Origin of the sequence: Streptomyces tanashiensis (genome assembly GCF_014648895.1) — a bacterium.
GTDB lineage: Bacteria > Actinomycetota > Actinomycetes > Streptomycetales > Streptomycetaceae > Streptomyces > Streptomyces tanashiensis.
Genome location: NZ_BMRZ01000002.1, coordinates 260,009 through 281,738, shown reverse-complemented (window position 1 = coordinate 281,738; position 21,730 = coordinate 260,009). Strand labels below are relative to the sequence as shown.

Below are 21,730 nucleotides of genomic sequence, written 5' to 3'. Positions count from 1 at the left end.
GTGCTCGAAGTACTCACGTGCCCATCAACGCCTGCGACCCGGTGTCGAGAAACGAGCCACGCTTCTCTTTCACCCCATCTGACCAGCACGGATCCCCAACACGAGCGAAAGAATCCACCCGGACGAGGCAGAGGAGAGCCTTCCGTGCAACCGCCGTCGCAGGCTCGCGGGCGTGCCTCCTCGGCGCGACCGGCGCAACCACTCTTGACGGGCCTTCACCGCCGCCGACCCGCAGCGGCGGCAGCCCTCTACCGATAGCGGATGTGCAGGTGGTTGTCGTGGTTCGGGTAGCTCGTGGTCAGTCCTTCCGAGATCAGCTGCGGATCGTTGAAGAAGATCAGCTCGACGTGGGAGGGGGCCTTCGCCCGGATCTCCTGGACGAGCCTGCGGGTGGCCGCGCGGTCGTAGGTCCCCGACTGCCAGGTGATCCGCCCCGCGGTGCACTGTGCCGAGTCGGTGCGGATCGGCCACACGTCGATGTCCATCCCGACTTCGTGGCTGGCATGGCCGGCGATGTCCCCGCCGTGTTCGAAGCCCGCGTCGCCGACAGGGAGCGCCCCGTTTCCCGTGGCGGCGAACGCGCCGGCGGCGGCTTCCAGCTGCCCCACGGCACCGCCTGTCGCCCAGTGCGCGCCTGGGTTGCCGTCCGGGCTCTGGGCGCACATCGTGCCGGTGCCGAAGGCGATGCTCTCGTAGTGCCACAGCAGGTTCTTCCAGGTGACCGGCCCGACGACGCCGTCCGCGCCGAGGCCCGCATGGGACTGGAAGGTACGGACGGCGGCGTCGGTGCCGGGTCCGAAGGCGCCGTCGACCGTGAGGCCGGCCCCTCGCTTGGCGTTGAGCAGTGACTGGACGGCTTTCACCGCCGGCCCGTTGTCGCCCCGGCGTACGGTGACGGCGAGAGCGCTCCAGGTGGCGGGCCCGACGATGCCGTCCGTGGTGAGTCCCCGGGACTGCTGGAATCCCACCACCGCGCTGTGCGTGCCCGAGTCGAAGACGCCGTCGACGGTCACGGAGCGGCCGTGCGCGGCGAGCAGATGCTGCAGCGCGATGACGTCGGAGCCTCGGTTGCCCGTGCTCACCAGGGGGAACGCTGCCTGGGAGAAGGCCTGCGCGGGGACGCCGAGCCCGATCAGCAGTCCCGCCACCGCGGCGAACAGTGCCATGAGTCGTACGAGCTGTCTCAAGGTTCCTTCCTCGCTTTCCTGGCCAAGGGGGTGCCCCGGATGCCGGAGCGGGTACGGCGGGTCTGCGCTGTGCCGGTTCTCGTACGCGCCTTTCAGACACCGCAGTTGGGCGCGGACCAGGAGCGGCTGGTACGGCCGTCCACGTGGGTGTGGTCGTTGTGGTCGGGATAGCCGGGGCCGAAGATCCCGCCGAAGCCGTGGGAGCGGGCCTGCTGGGCCAGCCGGCACAGCGACGGACTGCCGACCAGGTCGGCGGCGTCGCCGTACAGGTGCCGGCTGTTCGAGGCGCCGCCCACCGCGCTGTTGCAGGAGTGCGAGCGGAATCCGCTGGTCACGGTGATCGGGACGTCGCCCATGGCGTGCCGCATGGCCTCCAGCTTCCACATCGTGCGCAGGCCGTTGGACTTGGCCGTCGCCGCGCTGACCGCACCGCCGGACCAGTCGGAGTTGCACTTGTTCAGCTCGGCGTAGGTGAAGTGGACGGGGGTGCAGTCCGGGTCCTGCAGGGCGTAGATCCTGCCGAACGTCTGTGAGCCCGCGACGCCGTCCGCGGGGAGCCCGTACGCCTGCTGAAAGCGGGTCACCGCGGCCTTGGTGGCCGGCCCGAAGTCACCGTCGACGGCGATGACCTCGCCGTACGCCGCGTGCCCGGCCACCCGGATCTGCAGCTCCGTCACGTCGGAGCCCGACATCCCCTGCGAGAGCGTGCGGCCCCAGGTGTAGCACTCGTCTGCCTGGGCCGGTCCGGCCGTTGTCAGCATGCCACCCACGGCAGCAATCATGACCATGACAAGCGACAGGCTGAGCTGGATCGTACGCCGAAGCATCGCGTCTCCGTCCCGAGTTCTGATTCCCCGACAGGGGCGGAGTCGAGTGTGACGGCTGCGATCTGTGCGTGTCCACCCCGTCACCATCTGCCACAGGACCAGACCTCCGGCACAACGGGCCCTCAGACAGAGGCCGTTTCGCGACTGAGCGCTGTGGCACGATGCCGTGATGATCTCCAGCTCACGCATTCCAGCAGTCGTTCCGGCGGGGCGGATGGCCGCGATGGACCAGCCGGTGCTCAGCCTTCCGAGCGGCCTGGAGCTGCGTCCCTGGCGTCCTTCCGACGCCGCCGTCCTGGTGGCCGGCAGCCAGGATCCCGCGGTTCGCCAGTGGAACCGCCTGCTGGTCGAGACGCCGGAAGACGCGCGCCGACGCATTGAACGCATGCACGAGCGCTGGCGGGCCGAGCTGAGCGCGATCTGGGCCATCGCTCGACCGGAAGGCGAGGCGGTGGGCCTGATCGGGTGGGGCGACATCGACCTCGGCGGTGGCAGCGCCGAGATCGTGTACTGGATCCTCCCCTCGGCACGCGGGGGCGGTGTCGTGGTCGAAGCCACGAAGCGCGTCAGCGAATGGGCCCTGAAGGACCTCGGCCTGCACCGTCTGCGGCTGTGTCACTCGGTGGCCAACCCGGCGTCCTGCCGTGTCGCGGACAAGGCCGGATACACCCTCGAAGGCACCATGCGCAGCGCGCTGCTCCATGCGGACGGATGGCACGACGAGCACCTGCACGCGCTCGTCCAGGGCGACATCTGATCGTGCGGCAGGGGGTCGGGCCGCTTCCGGGAGAGGTCGCCCGCCCCACCGGTCTCTGCCGTCGCGCCTCCTCGCGCCACTCGGATGTGACGTCACATCCAAGTGGCGGAGGCCCTCATCGGCACCAACCCCGTGATCGTTTCCGGTCGAGCCGCTAGCCGACGATGCGGTCGTTCCCCTCGGCGCTCGTGGCCTCGGATCCGGAGGCCGGGGAGTGCTCACGGTGGGGTTCTCGGCTCAGCCGGCCGGGCCACCAGACGGCGGGGCCGATGTCCCTGACGAGAGCGGGCACGAGGAGTGAGCGGACCACGATCGTGTCGAGCAGCACGCCGAAGGCGACGATGAAGGCGATCTGGGCAAGGAAGGCCAGCGGGATCACGATGAGGGCCGCGAACGTGGCGGCCAGAACCACCCCCGCCGAGGTGATCACACCACCGGTGGCGACGAGTCCGCGGAGCATCCCCTGCCGGGTTCCCAGGCGCAGGGTCTCCTCGCGCACCCGGGACATGAGGAAGATGTTGTAGTCGACTCCCAGGGCGACGAGGAAGACGAAGCCGTACAGAGGGACGGAGGCGTCCGTGCCGGAGAAGCCGAAGCCGTGCTCGAACACCAGCCCGGCGATGCCGAGAGTCGCCAGATAGTTCAGGACCACGGTGGCCACGAGCAGCACGGGCAGGAGCAGGGACCGGAGCAGGACGATCAGGATGACGAGGATGATCGCAAGGACGACGGGGATGATGAGGTTCTTGTCGTGCTCCGCCGTGCGCTGTGTGTCGTACTGCTGAGCCGTGTAGCCACCCACGAGCGTGCTCGGGTCGGCGGCGTGTACGCGGTCGCGCAGGTTCTGAACGGTTCGCTTGGCCGCGTCGCTGTCGGGGGCGTCGGCCAGGGTCGCGTCGATGCGCACGCGGCCGTCGACGACCAGCGGCTGTGTGCCGGGGCCGCTCGTGACCACCTTGACGCCGGCCACTCCTGGCGTACCTGCGGCGGCCTTCTGCGCTGCGGTCACCTTCTCGGCGTCGGCGATGATCACGGCGGGCTGGCCGGAACCGCCGGGAAAGTGCTTGCCCAGGGTCTGCTGCGCGGCGACGGACGGGGCGTCGTTGACGAACAGCTCGTCGAAGGGGACTCCCTTCGACTGGAGGGAGGGGAAGAAGGCCGCGCCTGCCAGCAGAAGACCGGTGGTGATGATCCACAGCTGTCGGGGCCGGGTGTCCACCCGGTGGGCGACCCGACTCCAGATGCCGTGACCGCCCGTTTCGACGTCGGCCGATTTCGGCTTGGCGGGCCAGAAGGCGGCCTTGCCGATGAGGGCGAGGACCGCGGGGAGGAACGTCAGAGTCGTCAGCACGGCGCAGACGACGCCGATCGCGCCGACCGGTCCCAGGGCCCGGTTGTTGGTCAGATCGCTCAGAAGCAGTGCCAGCAGGCCGAGCGCGACCGTCGCGGCGCTGGCGGCGATGGCTCCGCACGACCCCCGGGTGGCCGCCCAGGCGGCCGTGGCGCGGTCCCCGGTGGTGGCGAGTTCCTCGCGGAAGCGAGCCGTCAGCAGGAGCGCGTAGTCGGTGGCGGCGCCGATCACCAGGATGGACAGGATGCCCTGGACCTGGCCGTCGACCCGGACGACGCCGTTGTCGGCGAGCACGTACACGATCGCGCCGGCGACACCGAGTGCGAACACCGAGCTGATGATGATCAGGAAGGGGAGCAGGACGCTGCGGTAGACCAGCAGCAGGATGAGGAGCACCGCGGCGAGGGCCACCCCGAGCAGAAGCCCGTCGATTCCGGCGAACGCGTCTTTCAGATCCGCCTGGGTCGCCGCGGGTCCGGCGAGCTGTGCCCGCGTGTCCGGCACCTCGGCTGCCGCGCGCTCGATCCCGTCCAGAACGTCGGTGAGCCGATCGCCGAGATCGGGGCTCAGCGGTACGACACCCTGCAGGGCCTTTCCGTCCTGCGACCGGAACGCCGGCGACGGTGCTCCGTCGACCCCCTCCTCCTCCGCCAGGGACCGCAGCGCGGCAGTCGCCGCCTTCTGCTGAGCCTCGGAGATGTCCGCGCCGTCGGCTGCGGTCCAGACGACGATCGCAGGGACGGTCTCCTGCTGGTGGAACGCCTTCTGTTGTTCGATCACCTTCGTGGACTCGGCGTTCTGTGGCAGAAACGCCGCCTGGTCGTTGGTGGAGACCTCCCCGAGCTTGCCCGCGGAGGAGCCGAAGGCTCCACCCAGACCGAGCCAGACAACCACGAGGACGAGGGGGACCAGCCAGCGGACTGGTCGGCGCGCGCTGTTCATCGACTCCCTAACGAGGGCGGGTCACTGAGGTATCTCGAACATAAACTATCTCAATCATTGAGCAATATTATGCTTGAGGTATGCAGTCACCTTCGCCATCCGCTGACGGCCGGGCCAGCGACCTGCCCGCCTACGCCGTTCTGCTGCGCACGCTCAACCGCGAGCTGAACCGAAGCACCCTGGACTTCGCACACCAGCACGGGCTGCATGCGACGGACATCCACGCACTCTCCGTGATCATGGATTCGGCGGAGAACCCCGACGGGCCCGCCACTCCCTCCCGCCTCAGAGAAGAGCTGCGCCTCACCTCCGGGGCCGTCACGGCCTGCCTCGACCGCCTGGAACGCGCAGGTCACATCAGTCGCGTGAGAGACAGCGCGGACCGCAGAGTCGTTCACCTCGTCTACAACCCGCACGCCCGCTCCCTGGCGCGCGAGTACTTCAGCCCCCTGGCGCGCGCCACGGAGGCAGCGCGCAGCCGGTTCAGCGCGGACGAGCTCACGACGATCGCCACGTTTCTGGGCACGCTCAACGCCGCACTGGCCGCCGAACACGAGGGACCGGCGTAGGGACCCTGTCCACCACTCGGTCCCGTCGTACCCACCCGGACCGTCCCCCTCGTACGCGCACAGCCGGATCTGCCGCGATACGCATCCGTCTCCGGTCCCACGACAGAAGAAGGACTGTCGCTGTCCGGAGGAGAGGAGGACCACCGTGGTCGTGTCAGGCAGGGAACGATGCGACGTCGTCGTGGTCGGAGCCGGTGTGGCCGGCCTCGCGTGCGCGGCAGACCTCGCCACCGCCGGACTCGCGGTCCGGCTCCTGGAGGCGGACGGATCTCCCGGTGGACGCATGCGCACCGATCATGTCGCGGGCTTCACGGCCGACCGCGGCTTCCAGGTCTTCAACACGTCGTACCCGCAGGTCAGGCGGCGCCTCGACCTCCGGCGCCTGCACCTCCGCCCGTTCACCCCTGCCGTTCTCGTGTCGACCCCGGGCGGGATGCGGCGATTCGCCGACCCCACGCGGGATCTCCGGCGCGGCCGTGACCTGCTGACCGGCCGGACGGCCTCGCCGAGGGATCTGCTCGCCGTGGGCGCCCTGTCGGCGCGGGACATGCTGGAGCCGGCCGCCCTGGTGCGTGCCAGGGCCGACACCACGACCCGTTCCGCCCTCGCGAAAGCGGGGGTGTCCCGGGATCTGGTCGAGACCTTCTTCCGGCCCTTCCTCTCCGGAGTCTTCCTGGAGGAGGACCTGGAGACCTCGGCCCGCTTCTTCCACCTTGTCTGGCGTACCTTCCTGCGTGGCACCCTCTGCCTGCCGGCCGACGGCATCCAAGCCGTGCCCGCGCAGCTGGCGGCCGCCCTCCCAGCCGGTGTGCTGTCGACGGGAGCGCCGGTCGACAGCCTCACGGACGGGGGAGTACGGGCGGCCGACGGCGCCGAGACCGACGCCCGGGCCGTGGTCGTCGCCACCGGCCCGCGTGCAGCGGCCCGCCTCCTGCCAGGGCTGGAAGTGCCCGCGGGTCGTACCGTGAGCACGATCTATCACGCAGCCGAACGCTCCCCGCTGACCGAGCCCACCCTCGTCGTGGACGCACGCCGCCGCTTCCTGAACACCTGCGTCCTGACCGAGGTGCATCCGCGCTTCGCGAGGGACGGCCGGGCCTTGGTGTCGACCTCCGTGCTCGGAGAGCTCTCTCCCGAACGGAACGCACGACTCCGAGAGGTTCTCGCCGAGGTGTACGGGACGGACACGGGCTCCTGGGAAACGGTCCATCAGGTCACGGTGCCCGACGCGCTGCCGGCCATGCCGCCTCCCCTTCCGCTGACCCGGACCACTCGCGTGGGCGTCGGCCGCTACGTGTGCGGCGACCACCGGGCCACCGGTTCGCTGCAAGGTGCCCTCGCCTCGGGTGCCCGCGCCGCCCGGGAGGTCCTGGCCGACCTCGGCCACGGTCACCCCGTAAGCGGCTCGTCGCGGACGTCACGCTCCCCGCGTTCGGCGTAGGCGTCTTCCTGGCGCGGGCCAAGTGAACACTGAGGACAATGCGCCACTGGAGCAAGGGAGTTGCAGTGGCGCTGCGCTACGTTGAAGGTGTGACCGACATCGAATCGCGCATCGACACGTCCCGGCCGCACACCGCCCGGATATGGAACTACTGGACCGGCGGCAAGGACAACTACCCGGTCGACCGGGAGGCCGGCGACCAGATCCGCGCGCTGCATCCCGGGATCGGGGAGTACGCGAAGGCGGACCGGCTGTTCCTGGGGCGGGCCGTGCGGCACCTGGCGGAGCGCGAGGGCATCCGGCAGTTCCTGGACATCGGGACGGGACTGCCGAGCGCCGACAACACCCACGAGGTCGCCCAGCGCGTCGCACCCGACGCACGGGTCGCGTACGTGGACAACGACCCGCTCGTGCTGGCACACGCGCGTGCCCTGCTGGTCGGGACGCCCGAGGGACGCACCGACTACCTGGACGCCGACCTGCGGGACGTCGACACGATCCTGGCGGCCGCGGCGAAGACGCTCGACCTCTCGCAGCCGGTCGCGCTGATGCTGCTCGGGGTCGTCATCTTCGTCGAGGACGACGAGGAGTCGTACGCGATCGTCCGCCGCCTCATGGACGCGCTCGCCCCCGGCAGCCACCTCGTCCTCTCCCACACGGTCACGCACCCCGACATGCCGGACGTCGACGCTGCGGTGGCGTTCTGGAACGAGCACGGCACGCCGAAGCTCACCCAGCGGACCCCGGCCGCCGTCGCCCGCTACTTCGACGGCCTGGAGCTGCTCGAACCCGGCGTGGTGTCCTGCTCCGCCTGGCGCGCGGAGACGACGACACCGGACGTCGCGATGTACGCGGGTGTCGGCCGCAGATGAAGGCGCCTCGCAGAGGTGCGCGGCCGAGGGTTTCCTCAGGCCGTCAGGTGACGGCGTCGACGAGGTGGGCTCCGTTGTTGCGGACGCTGTTGACGGCCGTCGAGACGGGCCGGGCGTCGAGACGACCGTCCGCGGGCTGGATGAGCAGGGCGCGGAGGTCGTCGGTGTCGTGGTGGTGGGGGTCGAGCCAGGCGCCGTAGTGGTCGGGGGTGAGGGCGAGTGGCATGCGGGGGTGCACGCGCCCGGCGGCGTCGGTGGCCTCGGTGGTGATGATCGTGCAGGTCGTGAGCCAGGCGGCGGGGTCGTCGTCGCCGGCGACGTCGGGATCGCGCCAGTACTCGTACAGGCCCGCCATGGCCATCACCTGACCGTCGACGGGGTGGATGAAGTAGGGCTGCTTGCGGGTCCGGCCCGTCGCCTCGTCCTTCACCGGCTCCCACTCGTAGAAGCCGTCGGCCGGCAGCAGGCAGCGGCGCCTGGCGAAGGCACGCCGGTAGGCGGGCTTCTCGTGCACGGTCTCCACCCGGGCGTTGATCATCCGGGAGCCGACCTTCGGGTCCTTCGCCCACGAAGGCACCAGGCCCCACTTCAGAGCCCGCAGCTCACGGCGCACCTCGCCCTCACCGTCCCGGCCGGCGCGTTCGAGGACGGCGTAGACCGCGTCGGTCGGCGCGACGTTCCAGCTGGGCGCCAGCGTCTCCTCGGGGCGCCAGTCGGTGATCCCGAAGAGCCGGGTCAGATCCTCGGGGCCTCGGGTCGAGGTGTATCGGCCGCACATGGAGCAACTGTGCCACGGCACGGAGGAGTCGGGCGCGCATCGCCAGGGCGTGCCGGGCGGTTCGACGCCTGGATCACCCGACCCTCGCCCGGCGCCCGCGCGAAGAGTCACCCCGTGCCGTCCCGTACGCCGGCGACTTCGACGCCATCCCGCCGCTCGGCCGCCGGGTGGTGTCCCCTCCGTCGCGTCCTCCGCGCCCACCAGCCCCCGCCCGCCATCAGCGCCGCTGCTCCGTATGCCCCGGTCACCCCCTCGACGCCGATCACCGGTGCCGCGAGGTAGGCGACGGCACCCGCGAGGGCGATGCCCAGCCACTCCCACCGGCCGTCCAGCGCGACGACGGCGACGAGGAGGAGCGCGTACCAGGAGTAGCCGGGGGTCAGGAGGAGGAACGCCGTGCCGGTGGTGAGCAGGGCGCCGCGCCAGGGGCGTTCGGGGTCGCCGCGCCACCAGACCGTGAGCGTCACCGCCGTCATCACGAGGAGGACGGCGGGCGGGGCCCAGGCGTCCGGCAGGACGAGGCGCAGCAGGGCGTACCGGCCGCCGGCCGCCGCGTCCTCGTACCCCTCCTCCTGCGCGTATCCGCCCAGGTAGCCGAGGACGGAGCCGTCGGAGAGCAGGACGTACGGGAGATAGAGCATCCCGACGACCGCCACCGCAGGGACCACGACCGCCAGGAACGTCCGTGGCCGCCGCACCCCGGACAGCGCGCCCGGGAGCAGGATGGCGGGCAGCAGTTTCGCGGCGATCGCGAAGCCGAGCAGGGTGCCGCCGGTGATGCGGCTGCGGGCGACGACGGCGAGCGCGGCGACCGAGAACAGGACGGCGAGGACATCGACATGGGCGTTGTCGACGGCCTCGACGGGGACGGCCGGGCACCAGGCCCAGTAGGCGGCCTGCCGGGGATCGCCCCGCCGGCGCAGGACGGCGACGAGCAGGCCGGTCACCGCGAGAGAGAGCAGGGCGGCGCCGGTCTGGAGCGCCTTGTGCCGGGTGTCGGCCGGTGAGAGGGCGTGGACCAGGAGGAACCAGCCCTCGGCGACAGGCGGATAGATCGTGTGCACGGCCGGCCGGTTGATGCGGGTGCACCCGCCGCCGGCCAGCGGGGCGAGGTCACGGCCGTGCGCGCAGGCGGCCGGGTCGGGGAAGAGCCACCCGTCGCGCAGCCGGGCCAGGGCCGGGTCGTCGGGCGCGTGGTCGTACGGGGAGATGCCGGCGGCCTGGACCCGGCCGTCCCACGCGTACCGGTAGGAGTCCGTGCTCGTACGCGGCGCCGCCACGAGCCCGGTGGCGGTGACCGCGACCGCCCCGGCGAACACGAGCGAGACCACCGCCCGGGCGGGGACCCGCCGGAGCGCGACCGCAGCAGCCGCGAACAGCCCCCAGCATCCCGCGTAACCCGCAAGGAAGGGGACCCCGAGGGCATCCCCGCGGAGCAGGACGGCCAGAGCGGTGGTGAGGGCCGCCAGGAGGAGGGCGGTGACGACGAGCGGACGGACACGGAGCATGGGCGCAGCCTGGCAGTGCGTCCGACCGCCCGGCGGGCGACCCGTCGAGGCGTTCGGGTTTCGTAAGGTGTCGGACCCTCCGTGCGGAGGCGAGCGGCGGTGTCATGGACTCCATGACCTCCCGTCCGCCCGGGCCGCGCCGGGCCGCCCTGCCCGCACTCCGCCCGCCCGCCTTCACCGGCCGTCTCCACGACGCGCGCACGGCGACCTCCGTCGGCCGCTGGCTCGGCGTGGCCTTCGCCGTCTGCTTCGCGACGGGCCTCGTCAGCCACTACCTCCAGCACCCGCCGGACTGGCTCGCGAACCACCTGCCGGCCCGTCCGGCGTGGGGCTACCGGCTCACCCAGGGACTGCACGTCGCCACCGGTCTCGCGGCGATCGTGCTGCTCCTCGTGAAGCTGTGGACGGTGTACCCACGGCTGTTCGTGTGGCCACCGGTGCGGTCCGCGCGGCACGCGCTGGAGAGGCTGTCCGTCGCCGTCCTGGTCGCCTCGGCCGTCTTCCAGGTGCTGACCGGGCTGCTCAACATCGTCGAGTGGTACCCCTGGCCCTTCTCCTTCGTGCCCGTGCACTTCGCCGTCGCCTGGGTCGTGGCCGGCTCGATCCTGCTGCACGTCGCGGTCAAGGCGCCCGAGATCACCGCCCATTGGGGCAGACGCTCGGAGGGGACGCTCGCGCTGCCCGCCGAGGACGCGCGGGACCGCCGTTCCCTCCTCCTCGGTACGGGCGCCGCCGTGGGGGTGGTGACCCTGACGACGGTGGGGCAGTCCTTCACACCGCTGAAGGCGTTCGACCTGCTGGCGCCCCGGCACCCGGACGACGGCCCGCAAGGGCTGCCCGTGAACCGGACCGCCGCCGCGGCCGGTGTGTCGGTCCCGGGCCTGCGGACCTGGCGCCTGGAGGTGTACGGACCCCGCCCGTACACCCTCACCCTCGACGACCTGTGGGCGATGCCCCGCACCGCGGCGCGCCTGCCGATCGCCTGCGTCGAAGGCTGGAGCGTCGAGGCCCATTGGGGAGGCGTACGCGTGCGGGACCTGATGGAGCGAGCGGGCGGACGGCCGGGCCGGGACGCGCTGCGCGTCACCTCGCTGGAGGTGAGCGGCGCCTATCGCGTCATGGAGATGGGTGCGGAGTACGCGGAGGATCCGCTCACCCTCCTCGCCCTCGCCCTCAACGGGCAGCCGCTCGCCCTCGACCACGGCTACCCGGCCCGGATCATCGCCCCCAACCGCCCGGGGGTGCTGCAGACCAAGTGGGTGCACCGCCTGGAGCTGCTGTGAAGACGGCGAGCGTGTTCCGGTACGGGGCCGGAGCCCTGGGACTCGTCCTGATCGGCATCGGTGCGTGGCGCCTGGCGGACCAGCCGGACCCGTTGGGCGTGCTGGTCTGGCTGGCCGGGGCGGTGGTCCTGCACGACGGGATCCTCGCCCCGCTGGTCCTCGCCGTCGGACTGCTGCTCGTCGGGCGCCGCGACCGGGGCGTGCTGCGCGGGGCGCTCGTCGTGGCGGGGAGCCTGGTGCTGGTCACGCTGCCGCTGCTGGTCCGGCCCGGAGCGCCGCCGAACCCCTCCGCCCTACCGCTGCCGTACGGACGGAACCTCGTGATCGTCCTCGCGGCGGTGGTGGTCGTGGCGGCGGTGGTGATCGTCGTACGACGGTGGCGGAGGCGCCCTCAGCGGAGCACGGACGGCGACTGACGTGTGAGGCGCACGAAGTGACGGCCCCGCAGGTCCCACCGCTCGGACACCGTCCAGCCCGCGACGGCCGCGTGCTCGGACAGCGCGCGCACCCCGACGCGGGCCCAGGGGAACGGCGCGCCTCGCCCTCCTCGGCCGTCGTCCACCCGCACCTCGCACCGCTCGTCGACATCGACGGGCACGCATTCCGCGATGACCCGGCCGGAGCGGGACACGACCTGCCGCAGCCGACGCAGCAGAGTGGCCGGATCCCCGCCGATTCCGACGTTGCCGTCGATGAGCAGGACCGTGTCCCAGCGTCCTTCCCCGGGCAGGGGGTCGAAGACCGAGCGACACAGGGCCGTCGCGCCGAGGCGAACGGTACGGCCGACCGCCTCCGGGCTGACGTCGATGCCCAGGGCGCGACGCCCCTCGGCGGCGAGGGCAGCCACGAGCCGGCCGGGACCGCAGCCCACGTCGAGGACCGCGCCATGGCAGCGATCCAGGACCGACCGGTCCGCGAGGTCGGGCGCCTCGCACCAGCGCTCGACCTCCAGCGGCAGCAGCCATCCGTCGTCGCGGCGCAGGAAGAGCGGGCCCCGCCCGGCGCGGAGGGCGTCGCTGTACGGGTCGGCCAGCCACGCCGCCGTCGCGGTCACGCGCCCGCTCCCGCCCGCATCGCGGTCAGAGCGGAGTGCAGGGCGGCGAAGCGGCTGCCGGGCGTCTCGGCCGCGACGACACGCGCGTCCTCGGCGGTGTCCACGTCCAGCAGTACGGGCAGGGTGCCGATCCGCAGGCCGGCCGTGCGCAGCCGCTCGTACTGTACGGAGCCGGTGTCGGGCCGCGACATCGGGACGCCGAGCAGGAGAGCGGGGTCGGGAGCGGCGAGGCCCAGGGCCCAGAACCCGCCGTCGACCGCCCGGCCGAACCAGGCGTCGTACGTCTCCCAGCACAGCGCCGGAGCCAGCAGGGCGGGGGTGACCTGCGGGGTGTCCATGCCGACGAGCAGCGCCGGACCGTCGCAGGCGGCGAACGCGGCGGCGATCCGCACGTCGAGCCCGCCCACCGCCTGGGGCACGACGTCGAAGCCCGACGGAAGCCAGCCACCGGGCTTCCCGTCGAGCACCAACACGTGCCGGTCGGCCGGGACGCGCGCGACGGCGGTGAGCGTGTCGGCGAGCGCCGCCTCGGCGAGCGCGGCGGACTCCTCGGAGGTGAACGGGGGAGCGAGCCGGGTCTTGACCCGGCCGGGCACGGGTTCCTTGGCGATGACGAGGAGGGTGGTCACGGACGCCCACCGCCGACCGGCGCCGGCTCGTCCAGTACCCGGCGCATGTCGTGCACGGCCTGCCAGGTGCCCTTCCACGTGCCGGTGACCTTGGACCGGCCCGAACGAGGGAGGTAGGGCACGTCCACCTCCCGCACCCGCCAGCCGGCATCGGCGGCCCGGACGACCATCTGGAGCGGATAGCCGCTGCGCCGGTCGGACAGGCCGAGGCCGAGGAGCGCCTCGCGCCGAGCCACCCGCATGGGTCCCAGGTCGCGCAGCCGCAGCCCGGTGCGGCGGCGCAGCAGCCGGGACAGGGCGAGGTTGCCCGCCCGGGCGTGGGCCGGCCACGCGCCGCGCGCGGTGGGGCGGCGGCGGCCGAGGACGAGGTCGGCGGAGCCCTCGGCGACGGATCGCAGGAGGCCGGGCAGCAGGCCGGGGTCGAGCGAAGCGTCGCAGTCGCAGAAGCAGACGAACTCGGCCTGGGAGGCGAGCAGCCCGGCGTGGCAGGCGGCGCCGAAGCCGCGCCGGGGTTCGTGTACGACGGTGGCGCCGAGGCCGGCCGCGAGTGTGGCGGAACCGTCTGTGGAGCCGTTGTCGACGACGATCGCCCGCCATCCGGCGGGGATGCGGGCCAGGACCCACGGCAGGGCCTCGGCCTCGTCGAGACACGGAAGGACGACATCTACGGTCAAGGTGGTCACGCCTCTCACCGTAGGAATCACCGGGCCCTTCGGGGCCGTGGAAGTCCTTACGAAACGCGGACGTCGTGCGGCGTCCGCCCAAGTGGACGTGGTCGCCGGACAGGAGCGGATGCGAGGCTGTGCGGCATGAGCGAGCACAGCGGCCCCGGGACCGGGGGCCGGATCCTGGTGGTGGACGACGACCCGACGGTCGCCGAGGTCGTCACCGGCTACCTGGAACGGGCCGGATTCTGCGTGGAGCAGGCGGCCGACGGCCTCGACGCGTTGCGCCGAGCCGGGGAGCGCCGGCCCGACCTCGTCGTGCTCGACCTGATGCTGCCCGGCCTGGACGGCCTGGAGGTCTGCCGCCGGCTGAGGTCCGCCGGGCCCGTGCCGGTGATCATGCTGACGGCGCGCGGCGACGAGGAGCAGCGCATCACGGGGCTCGAAGTGGGCGCGGACGACTACGTCACGAAGCCGTTCAGCCCGCGCGAACTCGTCCTGCGCGTCGCGTCCGTGATGCGGCGCAGTCGCGCATCGGCGCCGGCCGCGCCCCGGGGTGTGCTGCGCGCCGGTGACCTGGCCGTCGACCCCGCGACCCGCAGGGCCACCCGCGCCGGTACGGAACTCGCCCTCACTCTGAGGGAGTTCGATCTCCTGGCGTACTTCATGGAACGTCCCGGGGCGGCGCACAGCAGGGAGGACCTCATGCGCCGGGTCTGGGGCTGGGACTTCGGCGACCTCTCCACCGTGACCGTGCACGTCCGCCGGCTGCGCGCCAAGATCGAGGACGACCCGGCCCGGCCGTCCCTGATCCAGACGGTGTGGGGCGTCGGCTACCGCTTCGAGCCGGAGCGGACGGAGGGCATCCCGGCATGAAGGACGTCCTGCTCATCGCCGCCTTCGCCCTCGGAGGAGCCGTCTGCGCCGGGCTGGCCGGGGCGGTCGTCCTCCGCCTCGTACGCCGCCGTTCGGTCGCCGTCTCGCTGACGGTCGTCGCCGCCGTGACCGTGACCGCGATGCTCGCCGGAACGCTGGCCGTCGCGCAGGCGATGTTCCTGTCCGCGCACGACCTGTGGGTGGTGACCGTCGTGGCCGCCATGGCCGCCCTGGTGTCCCTGTGCACCGCCGTCGTCCTCGGCCGGTGGGTGGTGGCCCGCAGCCGCGCACTGGCCCGCGCCGCACGCGACTTCGGCGACGGGGGCAGCTTCTCCGCCCCCGACGGAGCCGCCACCGCCGAACTCGCCGCACTGACCCGGGAACTGGCCGCCACCAGCGCCAGACTCGACGCCTCCCGCAGGCGTGAGCGTTCCCTGGAGGCGTCCCGCCGGGAGCTTGTCGCCTGGATCTCCCACGACCTGCGCACCCCGCTGGCGGGGCTACGGGCGATGGCGGAGGCCCTGGAGGACGGCGTGGCAGCCGACCCGGCCCGCTACCACCGCCGGATCCGCACCGACGTCGAGCGCCTCACCGCCATGGTCACCGACCTCTTCGAACTCTCCCGCATCCACGCCGGCACGCTGCCCCTCAGTCCCAGCCGCATGTCCGTGTACGACCTCGTCGGCGACGCCCTGAGCGGCGCCGACCCGCTCGCCCGCGAACACGGCGTGCGCCTGGTGGGAGAGGACGTCGCGGCCGTCCCCGTCGAGGTGGACGGCAAGGAGATGACCCGGGTCCTCGCCAACCTCCTCGTCAACGCCATCCACCACACCCCCGCCGACGGCACGATCGCGGTGGCCGCCGAACGCCGGGACGGTGCCGTCGTCGTGTCGGTCACGGACGGCTGCGGCGGCATCCCGGACGAGGACCTGCCCCGGGTCTTCGACACCGGCTGGCGCGGCACCGAGGCCCGCACACCGCCGGCCGGAGCCGGTCTCGGCCTCGCCATCGTGCGAGGCATCGTCGAAGCACACGCGGGCAGCGCCGAGGTGCGCAACGTGCCGGGCGGCTGCCGCTTCGAGGTCACGCTGCCCGCGGCCGCCGGGTGACCGACCTGGTTGGAAGGGCCGCAGCCGCCGGGCGACGCACCGACCGGGTCCGAAGGGCCGCAGCCGCCGGGTGACCGACCGCTTCCGAAGCCCGAAGCCGCCTGCAGGCTACCCGGCGCCCCTGTCAGCCGACGGCCGCCGACGCCCGCTGCCCGGCCCGCGCGAACTCCGCCATGCCCTCCTGGAAGCCGACCTCCGGACGCCAGCCGAGTTCGCGCCGGAGACGCGAGGAGTCCGCCGTGATGTGCCGTACGTCCCCGAGCCGGAACTCGCCCGTCACCACCGGCCCGGGACCCCCGTGGGCCAGCGCCAGCGCCGTCGCCATCTCGCCCACGGTGTGCGGGTCGCCGCTGCCGGTGTTGTACGAGGTGAGGGCGCCGGCCGGCAGAGCGGCGGACGCCTCCAGCGCCAGCGCGTTGGCCGCCGCCACGTCCCGTACATGGACGAAGTCCCGGCGCTGGCCGCCGTCCTCGAAGACACGGGGGGCCTCACCGCGGGCGAGCGCCGAGCGGAAGAGGGAGGCCACCCCGGCATACGGCGTGTCCCGGGGCATCCCCGGCCCGTACACGTTGTGGTAGCGCAGCGAGACCGCCGTGCCGTCGACCGCACGCGCCCAGGCCGCCGTCAGGTGCTCCTGGGCGAGCTTCGTCGTGGCGTACACGTTGCGGGGGTCGGCCGGTGCGTCCTCGCCGACCAGGCCGGGCGCGAGCTCGGAGCCGCAGACGGGGCAGCGTGGTTCGAAGCACCCCGCCTCCAGATCCTCGGGGCGGCGGGGTCCGGGCCGGACGACTCCGTGACGGGGACACTCGTACCGCCCCTCCCCGTACACCACCATCGACCCGGCGAGAACGAGCCGCCGCACACCGGCGTCGGCCAGGGCCGCGAGCAGCACCGCCGTGCCCAGATCGTTGCAGCCCACGTACGCGGGAGCGTCGGCGAAGTCCTTGCCGAGGCCCACCATGGCGGCCTGGTGACAGACCGCGTCGACCCCGCGCAGCGCCCGTCGCACGCTCGCCGCATCGCGGACGTCCGCGTGCAGGAACTCCACGTCGGGCAGGTCCGGGGCGGTGGGGTGCGCGCTGGGCAGCAGCGCGTCCAGCACGACGGGCTCGTGGCCGGCCCGGCGGAGCGTGGTGATGATGTGCGAGCCGATGAAACCGGCTCCTCCTGTGACGAGTACGCGCATGGGCGCGACGCTACGGACCGTCGTTGAGCTGTGGACCCGTCCGCGCCGGGCCGTAAGACTTCCGTCATCCCCCTGGGGCACATCCGGGCCCGCCCATCGTGCCACTCCGTATGCGCACCGTTACGGTGAGTGCATGCGACGCCGTCAGATGCACATGTCCCGCGAGGCTCAGGACGCCCTGCTCCAGGCACTGCAACAGCTCCGGGCGGAGCTGAAGACCCCCATGGAATTCCCCGCGCATGTGCTCGAAGCGGCGGAGGCCGCCAAGGCCGCGGTCCAGCTGCCCGCCAAGGACGCCACCCACCTGCCGTTGTTCACGATCGACCCGCCGACCTCGATGGACCTCGACCAGGCCATGCACCTGGAGCGTCGGGCCGGCGGCGGATACCGCGTGCACTACGCCATCGCCGACGTGGCCGCCTTCGTCAAGCCCGGCAGTCCGCTGGACGCCGAGGCCCACGACCGGATCGAGACGCTGTACTTCCCCGACCTCAAGGTGCCCCTGCATCCGCCCTCGATCTCCGAGGGACCGGCCAGCCTGCTCCCGAACCAGGTCGTCCCCGCCCTGCTGTGGCAGCACGACCTCGACGCCGACGGCAACGTGACCGACTCGACCGTGAGCAGGGCCAAGGTCCGCAGCCTGGCCAAGCTCGACTACCAGGGCGTCCAGCAGGACATCGAGGCCGGCACGGCCGCGGAGCCCGTCGCCCTGCTGCGCGAGATCGGCAAGCTGCGGGAGGCCCTCGAGGCCGCACGCGGCGGGGTGTCGGTGAACCTGCCGGACCAGGAGGTCACCCTGAAGGACGGATCGTTCCGGCTGAGCTATGTGGCGGCCCTGCCCGTGGAGGGCTGGAACGAGCAGATCTCCCTCATGACGGGAATGGCCGCCGCCCGGATCATGCTGGACAGCGGTGCCGGGATCCTGCGGACGCAGAAGGAGCAGGGGGACCAGCAGGTGGTCCAGCGGGTGCACGACATCGCCAAGCACCTGGGCATCGACTGGCAACCCGGCGTCACGTACGCCGCGCTGGCCAACTCCCTCGATCCGGCCGACCCGAAGCACATGGCCTTTCTCAGCGAGGCCACCACCATGCTGCTCAGGGCGGAGTACACCACCTTCCGGGACCACCAGGTCCCGGAGCACACGGCCCATGCGGCGATCGCGGCCCCGTACACCTACTGCACGGCTCCGCTGCGGCGCCTGATCGACCGGTACACCGGTGAGTTGTGCGTGGCAGCGTGCGCCGGCCAGGCTCCGCCGCCCTGGGTGCTGGAAGCCCTTCACTGCCTGCCGTGCGACATGGCGCGGGGAAAGGGGAAGGTGGCGGACCGGCGCGCGGTGGACCTGGTGGAGGCCGCGGTGCTCAAGAACAGGGTGGGCGAGGTCTTCGGCGGTCTGGTCATCAACACCGACGCGGAGGACAACAGGCCGAAGGAGGGCACGGTGCACCTGGCGGACCCCGCCGTGATGGGCCGGATCACGTCCGGCGCCGAGCTCGACCTGGGCGCGTGCGTCCAGGCCAAGCTCACGCGAGCCGACCCACTCTTCACCGGCAAGAACAAGATCCTCTTCAATACCGTGTAGCGGCCGTCACCTCACCCGGGCCGGTAACCCGCGCGCCGTGGACCCGGACACCGCCTAGGCGAAGGTGAACCAGTTCACGTTGACGAAGTCGGCGGGCTGGCCGCTGTCGAAGGTGAGGTAGACGTCGTGCGTGCCGGTGGTGCGCCCGATGTCGGCGGGGACGGTGCGCCAGGCCTGCCAGCCACCCGTGTTGGCGACGGCGAAGCTGCCGACCGGGGTGGCCGTGGGGCTGCCGAGACGGACCTGGACCAGGCCGCTGACTCCGGCACCGGCACCGGACGCGACGCGGGCGGTGAAGCGGGTGGCGCCGGAGGTACCGAAGGCGACCGACGAGAACCTGAGCCAGTCGCCGTTGGACAGATGGCCGACGTCGGAGCCGCCGCCGCTGTCGGAGCAGGCCTCCACCTGCGCTCCCGACTGGGCGTTGAACGCCTCGGCCTGGATCGTGGCGAAAGCACTGACCCCGCCGCCCGTGGCGGTGGCGGTGGGCGTCGGAGTCGGCGTGCCACCGCCGCCGGCCACGCCGCCGACCGTGATGGTCCAGCGGCCCGGGCTGCCGGACTGCACCTTGCCCTCGAAGTCGACGCCGGCCGGGTGCACGTCGTCGTAGGGGAAGGCGTACCCGAGGTGGTCGGGGGTGGTGTTGTGCAGGATGCGGGCGTAGTGGTTGGTGCGCGACCGGGTGTAGAAGGCGGCCGGGTTCTCGGCGGTCGGCTGAAGTGGGTTGTCGAGCAGGGTGGTGCGGTTGAACGCGGCGGCGAGCCGTGCGCTGAGGTTGCCCATCAGGTCGTTGCCCGTGGTGAAGGGCGCGTCGCTGCAGGAGAAGATCGAGAGGGTCGACGGCTTGGCGAAGCTCCCGATTCCGGGGAAGGCCAGGGTGTCGCCGCTCACCCGGCCGGTGACCGTTCCCCAGGTGAACTGGGTGTCGATGCGCAGGTCGGTGGAGCGGTACTTGCTCCACACCTCGTCGACGTAGCTGTCGAAGTATCCGCGGAACAAGGCGCTGTTGCCGCGGATCGCCAGGTTGGGGCTGAGCACGCGCAGGTCGCCACCGCCCTTGGTCACGATGAGACTGCTCCAGTCGCTGCCATCGGTGGCGGACTGGGCCCGGAGCGCCGCGGCGACCCGGGACAGCCCGTCGGAGGGCAGCCCGCGCACCGTCTGGGTGCCCTGCCCGGTCTCCAGCTGGAAGGCGATCGGCAGCGAGACCATGTCGACGAACGTGATGTTCGCGTACAACTGGTCGCTGTTGAACGTGAATTCGCAGAAGTCGTGGTGGACGTTCGCGTTGGGGTCCGTGGGGTTGCTCACCGACGGCAGGGCCAGGCCGCCGCCGCGGTTCATCAGGAAGGTGAGCTTCGCGCCGACGGAGAAGTAGATGCGGCCGCTGTCCAGACGCGGCAGCGTCACCCTCCGTGCCCCGGCGCCGGACGCGTTGAGCGCGATGGCGCAGTCGACCCCGAGCGGAGTCTGGTCGTTGGCCGGGGCCGGCGGGTGGTACAGGCTGGAGCCGTTGGCCTGGATGAAGGCCCAGGTGCCGCCGGCCGCCGGGTCGCGGCCGAGCACGTAGGCGTACACCGTGTTGTTGCCCGTGGTGTTGACCAGGTCGAGGGGGAGCGTGGCGGTCGTGGACGCGTGGGCGCCCACCTCCAGCCAGGAGGCCACGGCGGGCACCGCCAGGGCCAGGCCCGCGGTCGCGGCGAGGAGTTTTCTGCGGGGCATCGTCCGCTGGTGTCGTGCCGTCACGGTGGGGGTCCGTTCTTCGTGGGGGTCGGTGGGGAGTGTTCGGCCGGTCAGCCGATCGTCCACTTCTGGTTGGCGGCGCCGGTGCAGGTCCAGGTCTGCAGCCGGGTGCCGTCGGCGGAGGAGTTGCCCGTGGCGTCCAGGCACTTGCCGGCGCCGACGTTGGTGAGGTCGTGGGCGGCCGAGTACGTCCACTTCTGGGCGTTGGTGCCGTTGCAGGTGTAGAGCTGGACCACCGCGCCGTCCGCGGTGGAACCGCCCGCCACGTCCAGGCACTTGCCCAGGGCGCGGACCGTGCCGTCGCCGCCGACGGTCCACTGCTGGGCCGCGTTGCCGGTGCAGTTGTGCAGCTGGATCGGGGTGCGGTCGGCGTCGGAGCCGCCGGCGACGTCGACGCACATGCCGCCGATGCCGCGGATCGGTTGCGCGGCGGGGGCGCTTCCGGAGGACGAGGCGCGAACGTAGTCGACCGTCATCGTCTGCGGGAAGGCCGTGGAGGCGTCCGGGCTCCCGGGCCAGTCTCCGCCGACCGCCAGGTTGAGGATGATGAAGAACGGGTGGTCGAAGACCCACTTGTTGCCGCCGGTGTCGGCAGGGGTGAGGGTCTTGTACGTGGTGCCGTCCACCGACCAGACGAGGGAGTTCGGGCTCCAGTCGACGGCGAACACGTGGAAGTCGTCGGCGAAGGCGCGGCCGCCCGGCAGGCTGTACGCGGAGCCGAGGCCGCCCGCTCCGGAGTAGCCGGGACCGTGCACCGTGCCGTGCACGGTGGTGGGCTCGCGGCCGATGTTCTCCATGATGTCGATCTCGCCGCTGTTGGGCCAGCCCACGGTGCCGAGGTCGTTGCCGAGCATCCAGAAGGCGGGCCAGATGCCCTGGCCGCGCGGGATCTTGATGCGGGCCTCGAAGCGGCCGTAGGCCTGGGTGAAGGTCCTGGCGGTGTTCAGCCGGGCCGAGGTGTACTGACACGGCCCGTACCAGCAGCCGAGGCCGGCGTCGGTGTTCTTCTTCGCGGTGATGACCAGGTGGCCCTGTCCGTCGAGGGCCGCGTTCGACGTGCTCTGGGTGTAGTACTGGAGCTCGTGGTTGCCGAAGCCCGAACCTCCGGTCTCCAGAGTCCACTTGGCGGCATCGGGAGCACGGCCGGACGCGCCGTCGAACTCGTCGGACCAGGTCTGCGCGGCGACCGCGGCGCGGGCCCGCGGGGTGACCGGGCCGCTGAAGGAGATGAAGACCGCAGCGACCAGGGCGGCGGTGAGGACGAGTACGACTCCACCGAGGGACCGGCGTCGTGCGCGATGAGCGGCCATGGGCACGCTTCCTTATCTGGGTGATGGGTGATGGGTTGATGAGAGGGAAGGGGGCTGA

The 21,730-nt window shown here is 72.1% G+C and carries 20 protein-coding genes; 9 read left to right on the top strand and 11 right to left on the bottom strand.

Going from position 1 to position 21,730, the window contains the following annotated elements; all coding sequences use genetic code 11:
* Positions 1-248: 248 nt before the first annotated feature.
* On the bottom strand, positions 249-1,187 hold the full coding sequence (locus tag IE237_RS06800; RefSeq protein WP_229842377.1) for a penicillin-insensitive murein endopeptidase: 939 nt from the start codon (positions 1,185-1,187) through the stop codon (positions 249-251).
* Between the two features lie 92 nt (positions 1,188-1,279).
* Positions 1,280-2,014 carry a D-Ala-D-Ala carboxypeptidase family metallohydrolase gene (locus IE237_RS06795; RefSeq protein ID WP_189800892.1) on the bottom strand — a complete coding sequence of 245 codons (735 nt, stop codon included), beginning with the start codon at positions 2,012-2,014 and terminating at the stop codon, positions 1,280-1,282.
* Positions 2,015-2,237: 223 nt separating this feature from the next.
* On the opposite strand from IE237_RS06795, the gene IE237_RS06790 reads away from it, so the two are divergent.
* Positions 2,238-2,771 carry a GNAT family N-acetyltransferase gene (locus IE237_RS06790; RefSeq protein ID WP_229842375.1) on the top strand — a complete coding sequence of 178 codons (534 nt, stop codon included), beginning with the start codon at positions 2,238-2,240 and terminating at the stop codon, positions 2,769-2,771.
* A gap of 154 nt (positions 2,772-2,925) precedes the next feature.
* Here IE237_RS06790 and IE237_RS06785 read toward each other — a convergent pair whose 3' ends face one another.
* Positions 2,926-5,064 carry an MMPL family transporter gene (locus IE237_RS06785; RefSeq protein WP_189800891.1) on the bottom strand — a complete coding sequence of 713 codons (2,139 nt, stop codon included), beginning with the start codon at positions 5,062-5,064 and terminating at the stop codon, positions 2,926-2,928.
* A gap of 80 nt (positions 5,065-5,144) precedes the next feature.
* Between IE237_RS06785 and IE237_RS06780 the strand changes: the two genes are divergently transcribed.
* From IE237_RS06780 to IE237_RS06770, 3 genes are all read left to right on the top strand, one after another.
* Positions 5,145-5,633 carry a MarR family winged helix-turn-helix transcriptional regulator gene (locus tag IE237_RS06780; protein ID WP_189800890.1) on the top strand — a complete coding sequence of 163 codons (489 nt, stop codon included), beginning with the start codon at positions 5,145-5,147 and terminating at the stop codon, positions 5,631-5,633.
* A 145-nt stretch (positions 5,634-5,778) separates the two neighbouring features.
* Positions 5,779-7,074 carry an FAD-dependent oxidoreductase gene (locus IE237_RS06775; RefSeq protein ID WP_189800889.1) on the top strand — a complete coding sequence of 432 codons (1,296 nt, stop codon included), beginning with the start codon at positions 5,779-5,781 and terminating at the stop codon, positions 7,072-7,074.
* 89 nt (positions 7,075-7,163) lie between these two features.
* Positions 7,164-7,946, top strand: a complete 783-nt coding sequence (locus IE237_RS06770; RefSeq protein ID WP_189800888.1) for an SAM-dependent methyltransferase — start codon at positions 7,164-7,166, stop codon at positions 7,944-7,946.
* A gap of 43 nt (positions 7,947-7,989) precedes the next feature.
* On the opposite strand, the gene IE237_RS06765 is transcribed toward IE237_RS06770, so the two are convergent.
* Positions 7,990-8,724 carry an SOS response-associated peptidase gene (locus tag IE237_RS06765; protein WP_189800887.1) on the bottom strand — a complete coding sequence of 245 codons (735 nt, stop codon included), beginning with the start codon at positions 8,722-8,724 and terminating at the stop codon, positions 7,990-7,992.
* Between the two features lie 107 nt (positions 8,725-8,831).
* A complete protein-coding gene (locus IE237_RS06760; RefSeq protein ID WP_189800886.1) occupies positions 8,832-10,232 on the bottom strand; it encodes a glycosyltransferase 87 family protein in 1,401 nt (466 codons plus the stop codon).
* Between the two features lie 113 nt (positions 10,233-10,345).
* Here IE237_RS06760 and IE237_RS06755 point away from each other — a divergent pair, with 113 nt between their 5' ends.
* Both IE237_RS06755 and IE237_RS06750 read left to right on the top strand, forming a co-directional pair.
* Positions 10,346-11,515 carry a molybdopterin-dependent oxidoreductase gene (locus IE237_RS06755; protein WP_229842369.1) on the top strand — a complete coding sequence of 390 codons (1,170 nt, stop codon included), beginning with the start codon at positions 10,346-10,348 and terminating at the stop codon, positions 11,513-11,515.
* Positions 11,512-11,931, top strand: coding sequence for a hypothetical protein (locus IE237_RS06750; RefSeq protein ID WP_229842368.1), 420 nt, complete (start codon positions 11,512-11,514; stop codon positions 11,929-11,931). Before IE237_RS06755 ends, IE237_RS06750 begins: the two co-directional genes overlap by 4 nt.
* Here IE237_RS06750 and IE237_RS06745 read toward each other — a convergent pair.
* Genes IE237_RS06745 through IE237_RS06735 form a run of 3 tightly spaced genes read right to left on the bottom strand, consistent with a single transcriptional unit; the run spans position 11,907 to position 13,890 of the window.
* The gene (locus tag IE237_RS06745) at positions 11,907-12,569 is read right to left on the bottom strand and encodes a class I SAM-dependent methyltransferase (protein WP_189800884.1); all 663 of its coding nucleotides are present in this window, start codon (positions 12,567-12,569) and stop codon (positions 11,907-11,909) included. The two genes, IE237_RS06750 and IE237_RS06745, sit on opposite strands and share 25 nt — an antisense overlap.
* Positions 12,566-13,198 carry a TIGR04282 family arsenosugar biosynthesis glycosyltransferase gene (locus tag IE237_RS06740; protein WP_189800883.1) on the bottom strand — a complete coding sequence of 211 codons (633 nt, stop codon included), beginning with the start codon at positions 13,196-13,198 and terminating at the stop codon, positions 12,566-12,568. The genes IE237_RS06745 and IE237_RS06740 overlap by 4 nt, the downstream gene beginning before the upstream one ends.
* On the bottom strand, positions 13,195-13,890 hold the full coding sequence (locus tag IE237_RS06735; RefSeq protein WP_189800882.1) for a glycosyltransferase family 2 protein: 696 nt from the start codon (positions 13,888-13,890) through the stop codon (positions 13,195-13,197). Before IE237_RS06735 ends, IE237_RS06740 begins: the two co-directional genes overlap by 4 nt.
* Before the next feature lie 117 nt (positions 13,891-14,007).
* Here IE237_RS06735 and IE237_RS06730 point away from each other — a divergent pair, with 117 nt between their 5' ends.
* A complete protein-coding gene (locus tag IE237_RS06730) occupies positions 14,008-14,739 on the top strand; it encodes a response regulator transcription factor (protein ID WP_189800881.1) in 732 nt (243 codons plus the stop codon).
* Positions 14,736-15,848 (top strand): sensor histidine kinase, encoded by a 1,113-nt coding sequence (locus IE237_RS06725; protein WP_189800880.1) that lies wholly within the window; start codon positions 14,736-14,738, stop codon positions 15,846-15,848. The genes IE237_RS06730 and IE237_RS06725 overlap by 4 nt, the downstream gene beginning before the upstream one ends.
* 124 nt (positions 15,849-15,972) lie before the next feature.
* Here the strand turns inward: IE237_RS06725 and IE237_RS06720 are convergent, their stop codons facing one another.
* Entirely contained in the window at positions 15,973-17,034 is a 1,062-nt protein-coding gene (locus IE237_RS06720) for an NAD-dependent epimerase/dehydratase family protein (protein WP_189800879.1), read from the bottom strand.
* 133 nt (positions 17,035-17,167) lie between these two features.
* Between IE237_RS06720 and IE237_RS06715 the strand changes: the two genes are divergently transcribed.
* A complete protein-coding gene (locus tag IE237_RS06715) occupies positions 17,168-18,619 on the top strand; it encodes an RNB domain-containing ribonuclease (protein ID WP_189800878.1) in 1,452 nt (483 codons plus the stop codon).
* 54 nt (positions 18,620-18,673) lie between these two features.
* Here IE237_RS06715 and IE237_RS06710 read toward each other — a convergent pair whose 3' ends face one another.
* Both IE237_RS06710 and IE237_RS06705 read right to left on the bottom strand, forming a co-directional pair.
* Positions 18,674-20,365, bottom strand: coding sequence for a glycoside hydrolase family 64 protein (locus IE237_RS06710; RefSeq protein WP_229842366.1), 1,692 nt, complete (start codon positions 20,363-20,365; stop codon positions 18,674-18,676).
* 47 nt (positions 20,366-20,412) lie between these two features.
* Positions 20,413-21,672 carry a glycoside hydrolase family 16 protein gene (locus IE237_RS06705; RefSeq protein WP_189800877.1) on the bottom strand — a complete coding sequence of 420 codons (1,260 nt, stop codon included), beginning with the start codon at positions 21,670-21,672 and terminating at the stop codon, positions 20,413-20,415.
* Positions 21,673-21,730 lie beyond the last annotated feature (58 nt).

Excerpts from the sequence above, each read along its gene's own strand:
- IE237_RS06795 (WP_189800892.1), bottom strand. The coding sequence starts at position 2,014 with ATGCTTCGGCGTACGATCCAGCTCAGCCTGTCGCTTGTCATGGTCATG.
- IE237_RS06790 (WP_229842375.1), top strand. The coding sequence starts at position 2,238 with ATGGACCAGCCGGTGCTCAGCCTTCCGAGCGGCCTGGAGCTGCGTCCC.
- IE237_RS06785 (WP_189800891.1), bottom strand. The coding sequence starts at position 5,064 with ATGAACAGCGCGCGCCGACCAGTCCGCTGGCTGGTCCCCCTCGTCCTC.
- IE237_RS06780 (WP_189800890.1), top strand. The coding sequence starts at position 5,145 with ATGCAGTCACCTTCGCCATCCGCTGACGGCCGGGCCAGCGACCTGCCC.
- IE237_RS06765 (WP_189800887.1), bottom strand. The coding sequence starts at position 8,724 with ATGTGCGGCCGATACACCTCGACCCGAGGCCCCGAGGATCTGACCCGG.
- IE237_RS06760 (WP_189800886.1), bottom strand. The coding sequence starts at position 10,232 with ATGCTCCGTGTCCGTCCGCTCGTCGTCACCGCCCTCCTCCTGGCGGCC.
- IE237_RS06755 (WP_229842369.1), top strand. The coding sequence starts at position 10,346 with ATGACCTCCCGTCCGCCCGGGCCGCGCCGGGCCGCCCTGCCCGCACTC.
- IE237_RS06730 (WP_189800881.1), top strand. The coding sequence starts at position 14,008 with ATGAGCGAGCACAGCGGCCCCGGGACCGGGGGCCGGATCCTGGTGGTG.
- IE237_RS06725 (WP_189800880.1), top strand. The coding sequence starts at position 14,736 with ATGAAGGACGTCCTGCTCATCGCCGCCTTCGCCCTCGGAGGAGCCGTC.
- IE237_RS06720 (WP_189800879.1), bottom strand. The coding sequence starts at position 17,034 with ATGCGCGTACTCGTCACAGGAGGAGCCGGTTTCATCGGCTCGCACATC.
- IE237_RS06715 (WP_189800878.1), top strand. The coding sequence starts at position 17,168 with ATGCGACGCCGTCAGATGCACATGTCCCGCGAGGCTCAGGACGCCCTG.
- IE237_RS06705 (WP_189800877.1), bottom strand. The coding sequence starts at position 21,672 with ATGGCCGCTCATCGCGCACGACGCCGGTCCCTCGGTGGAGTCGTACTC.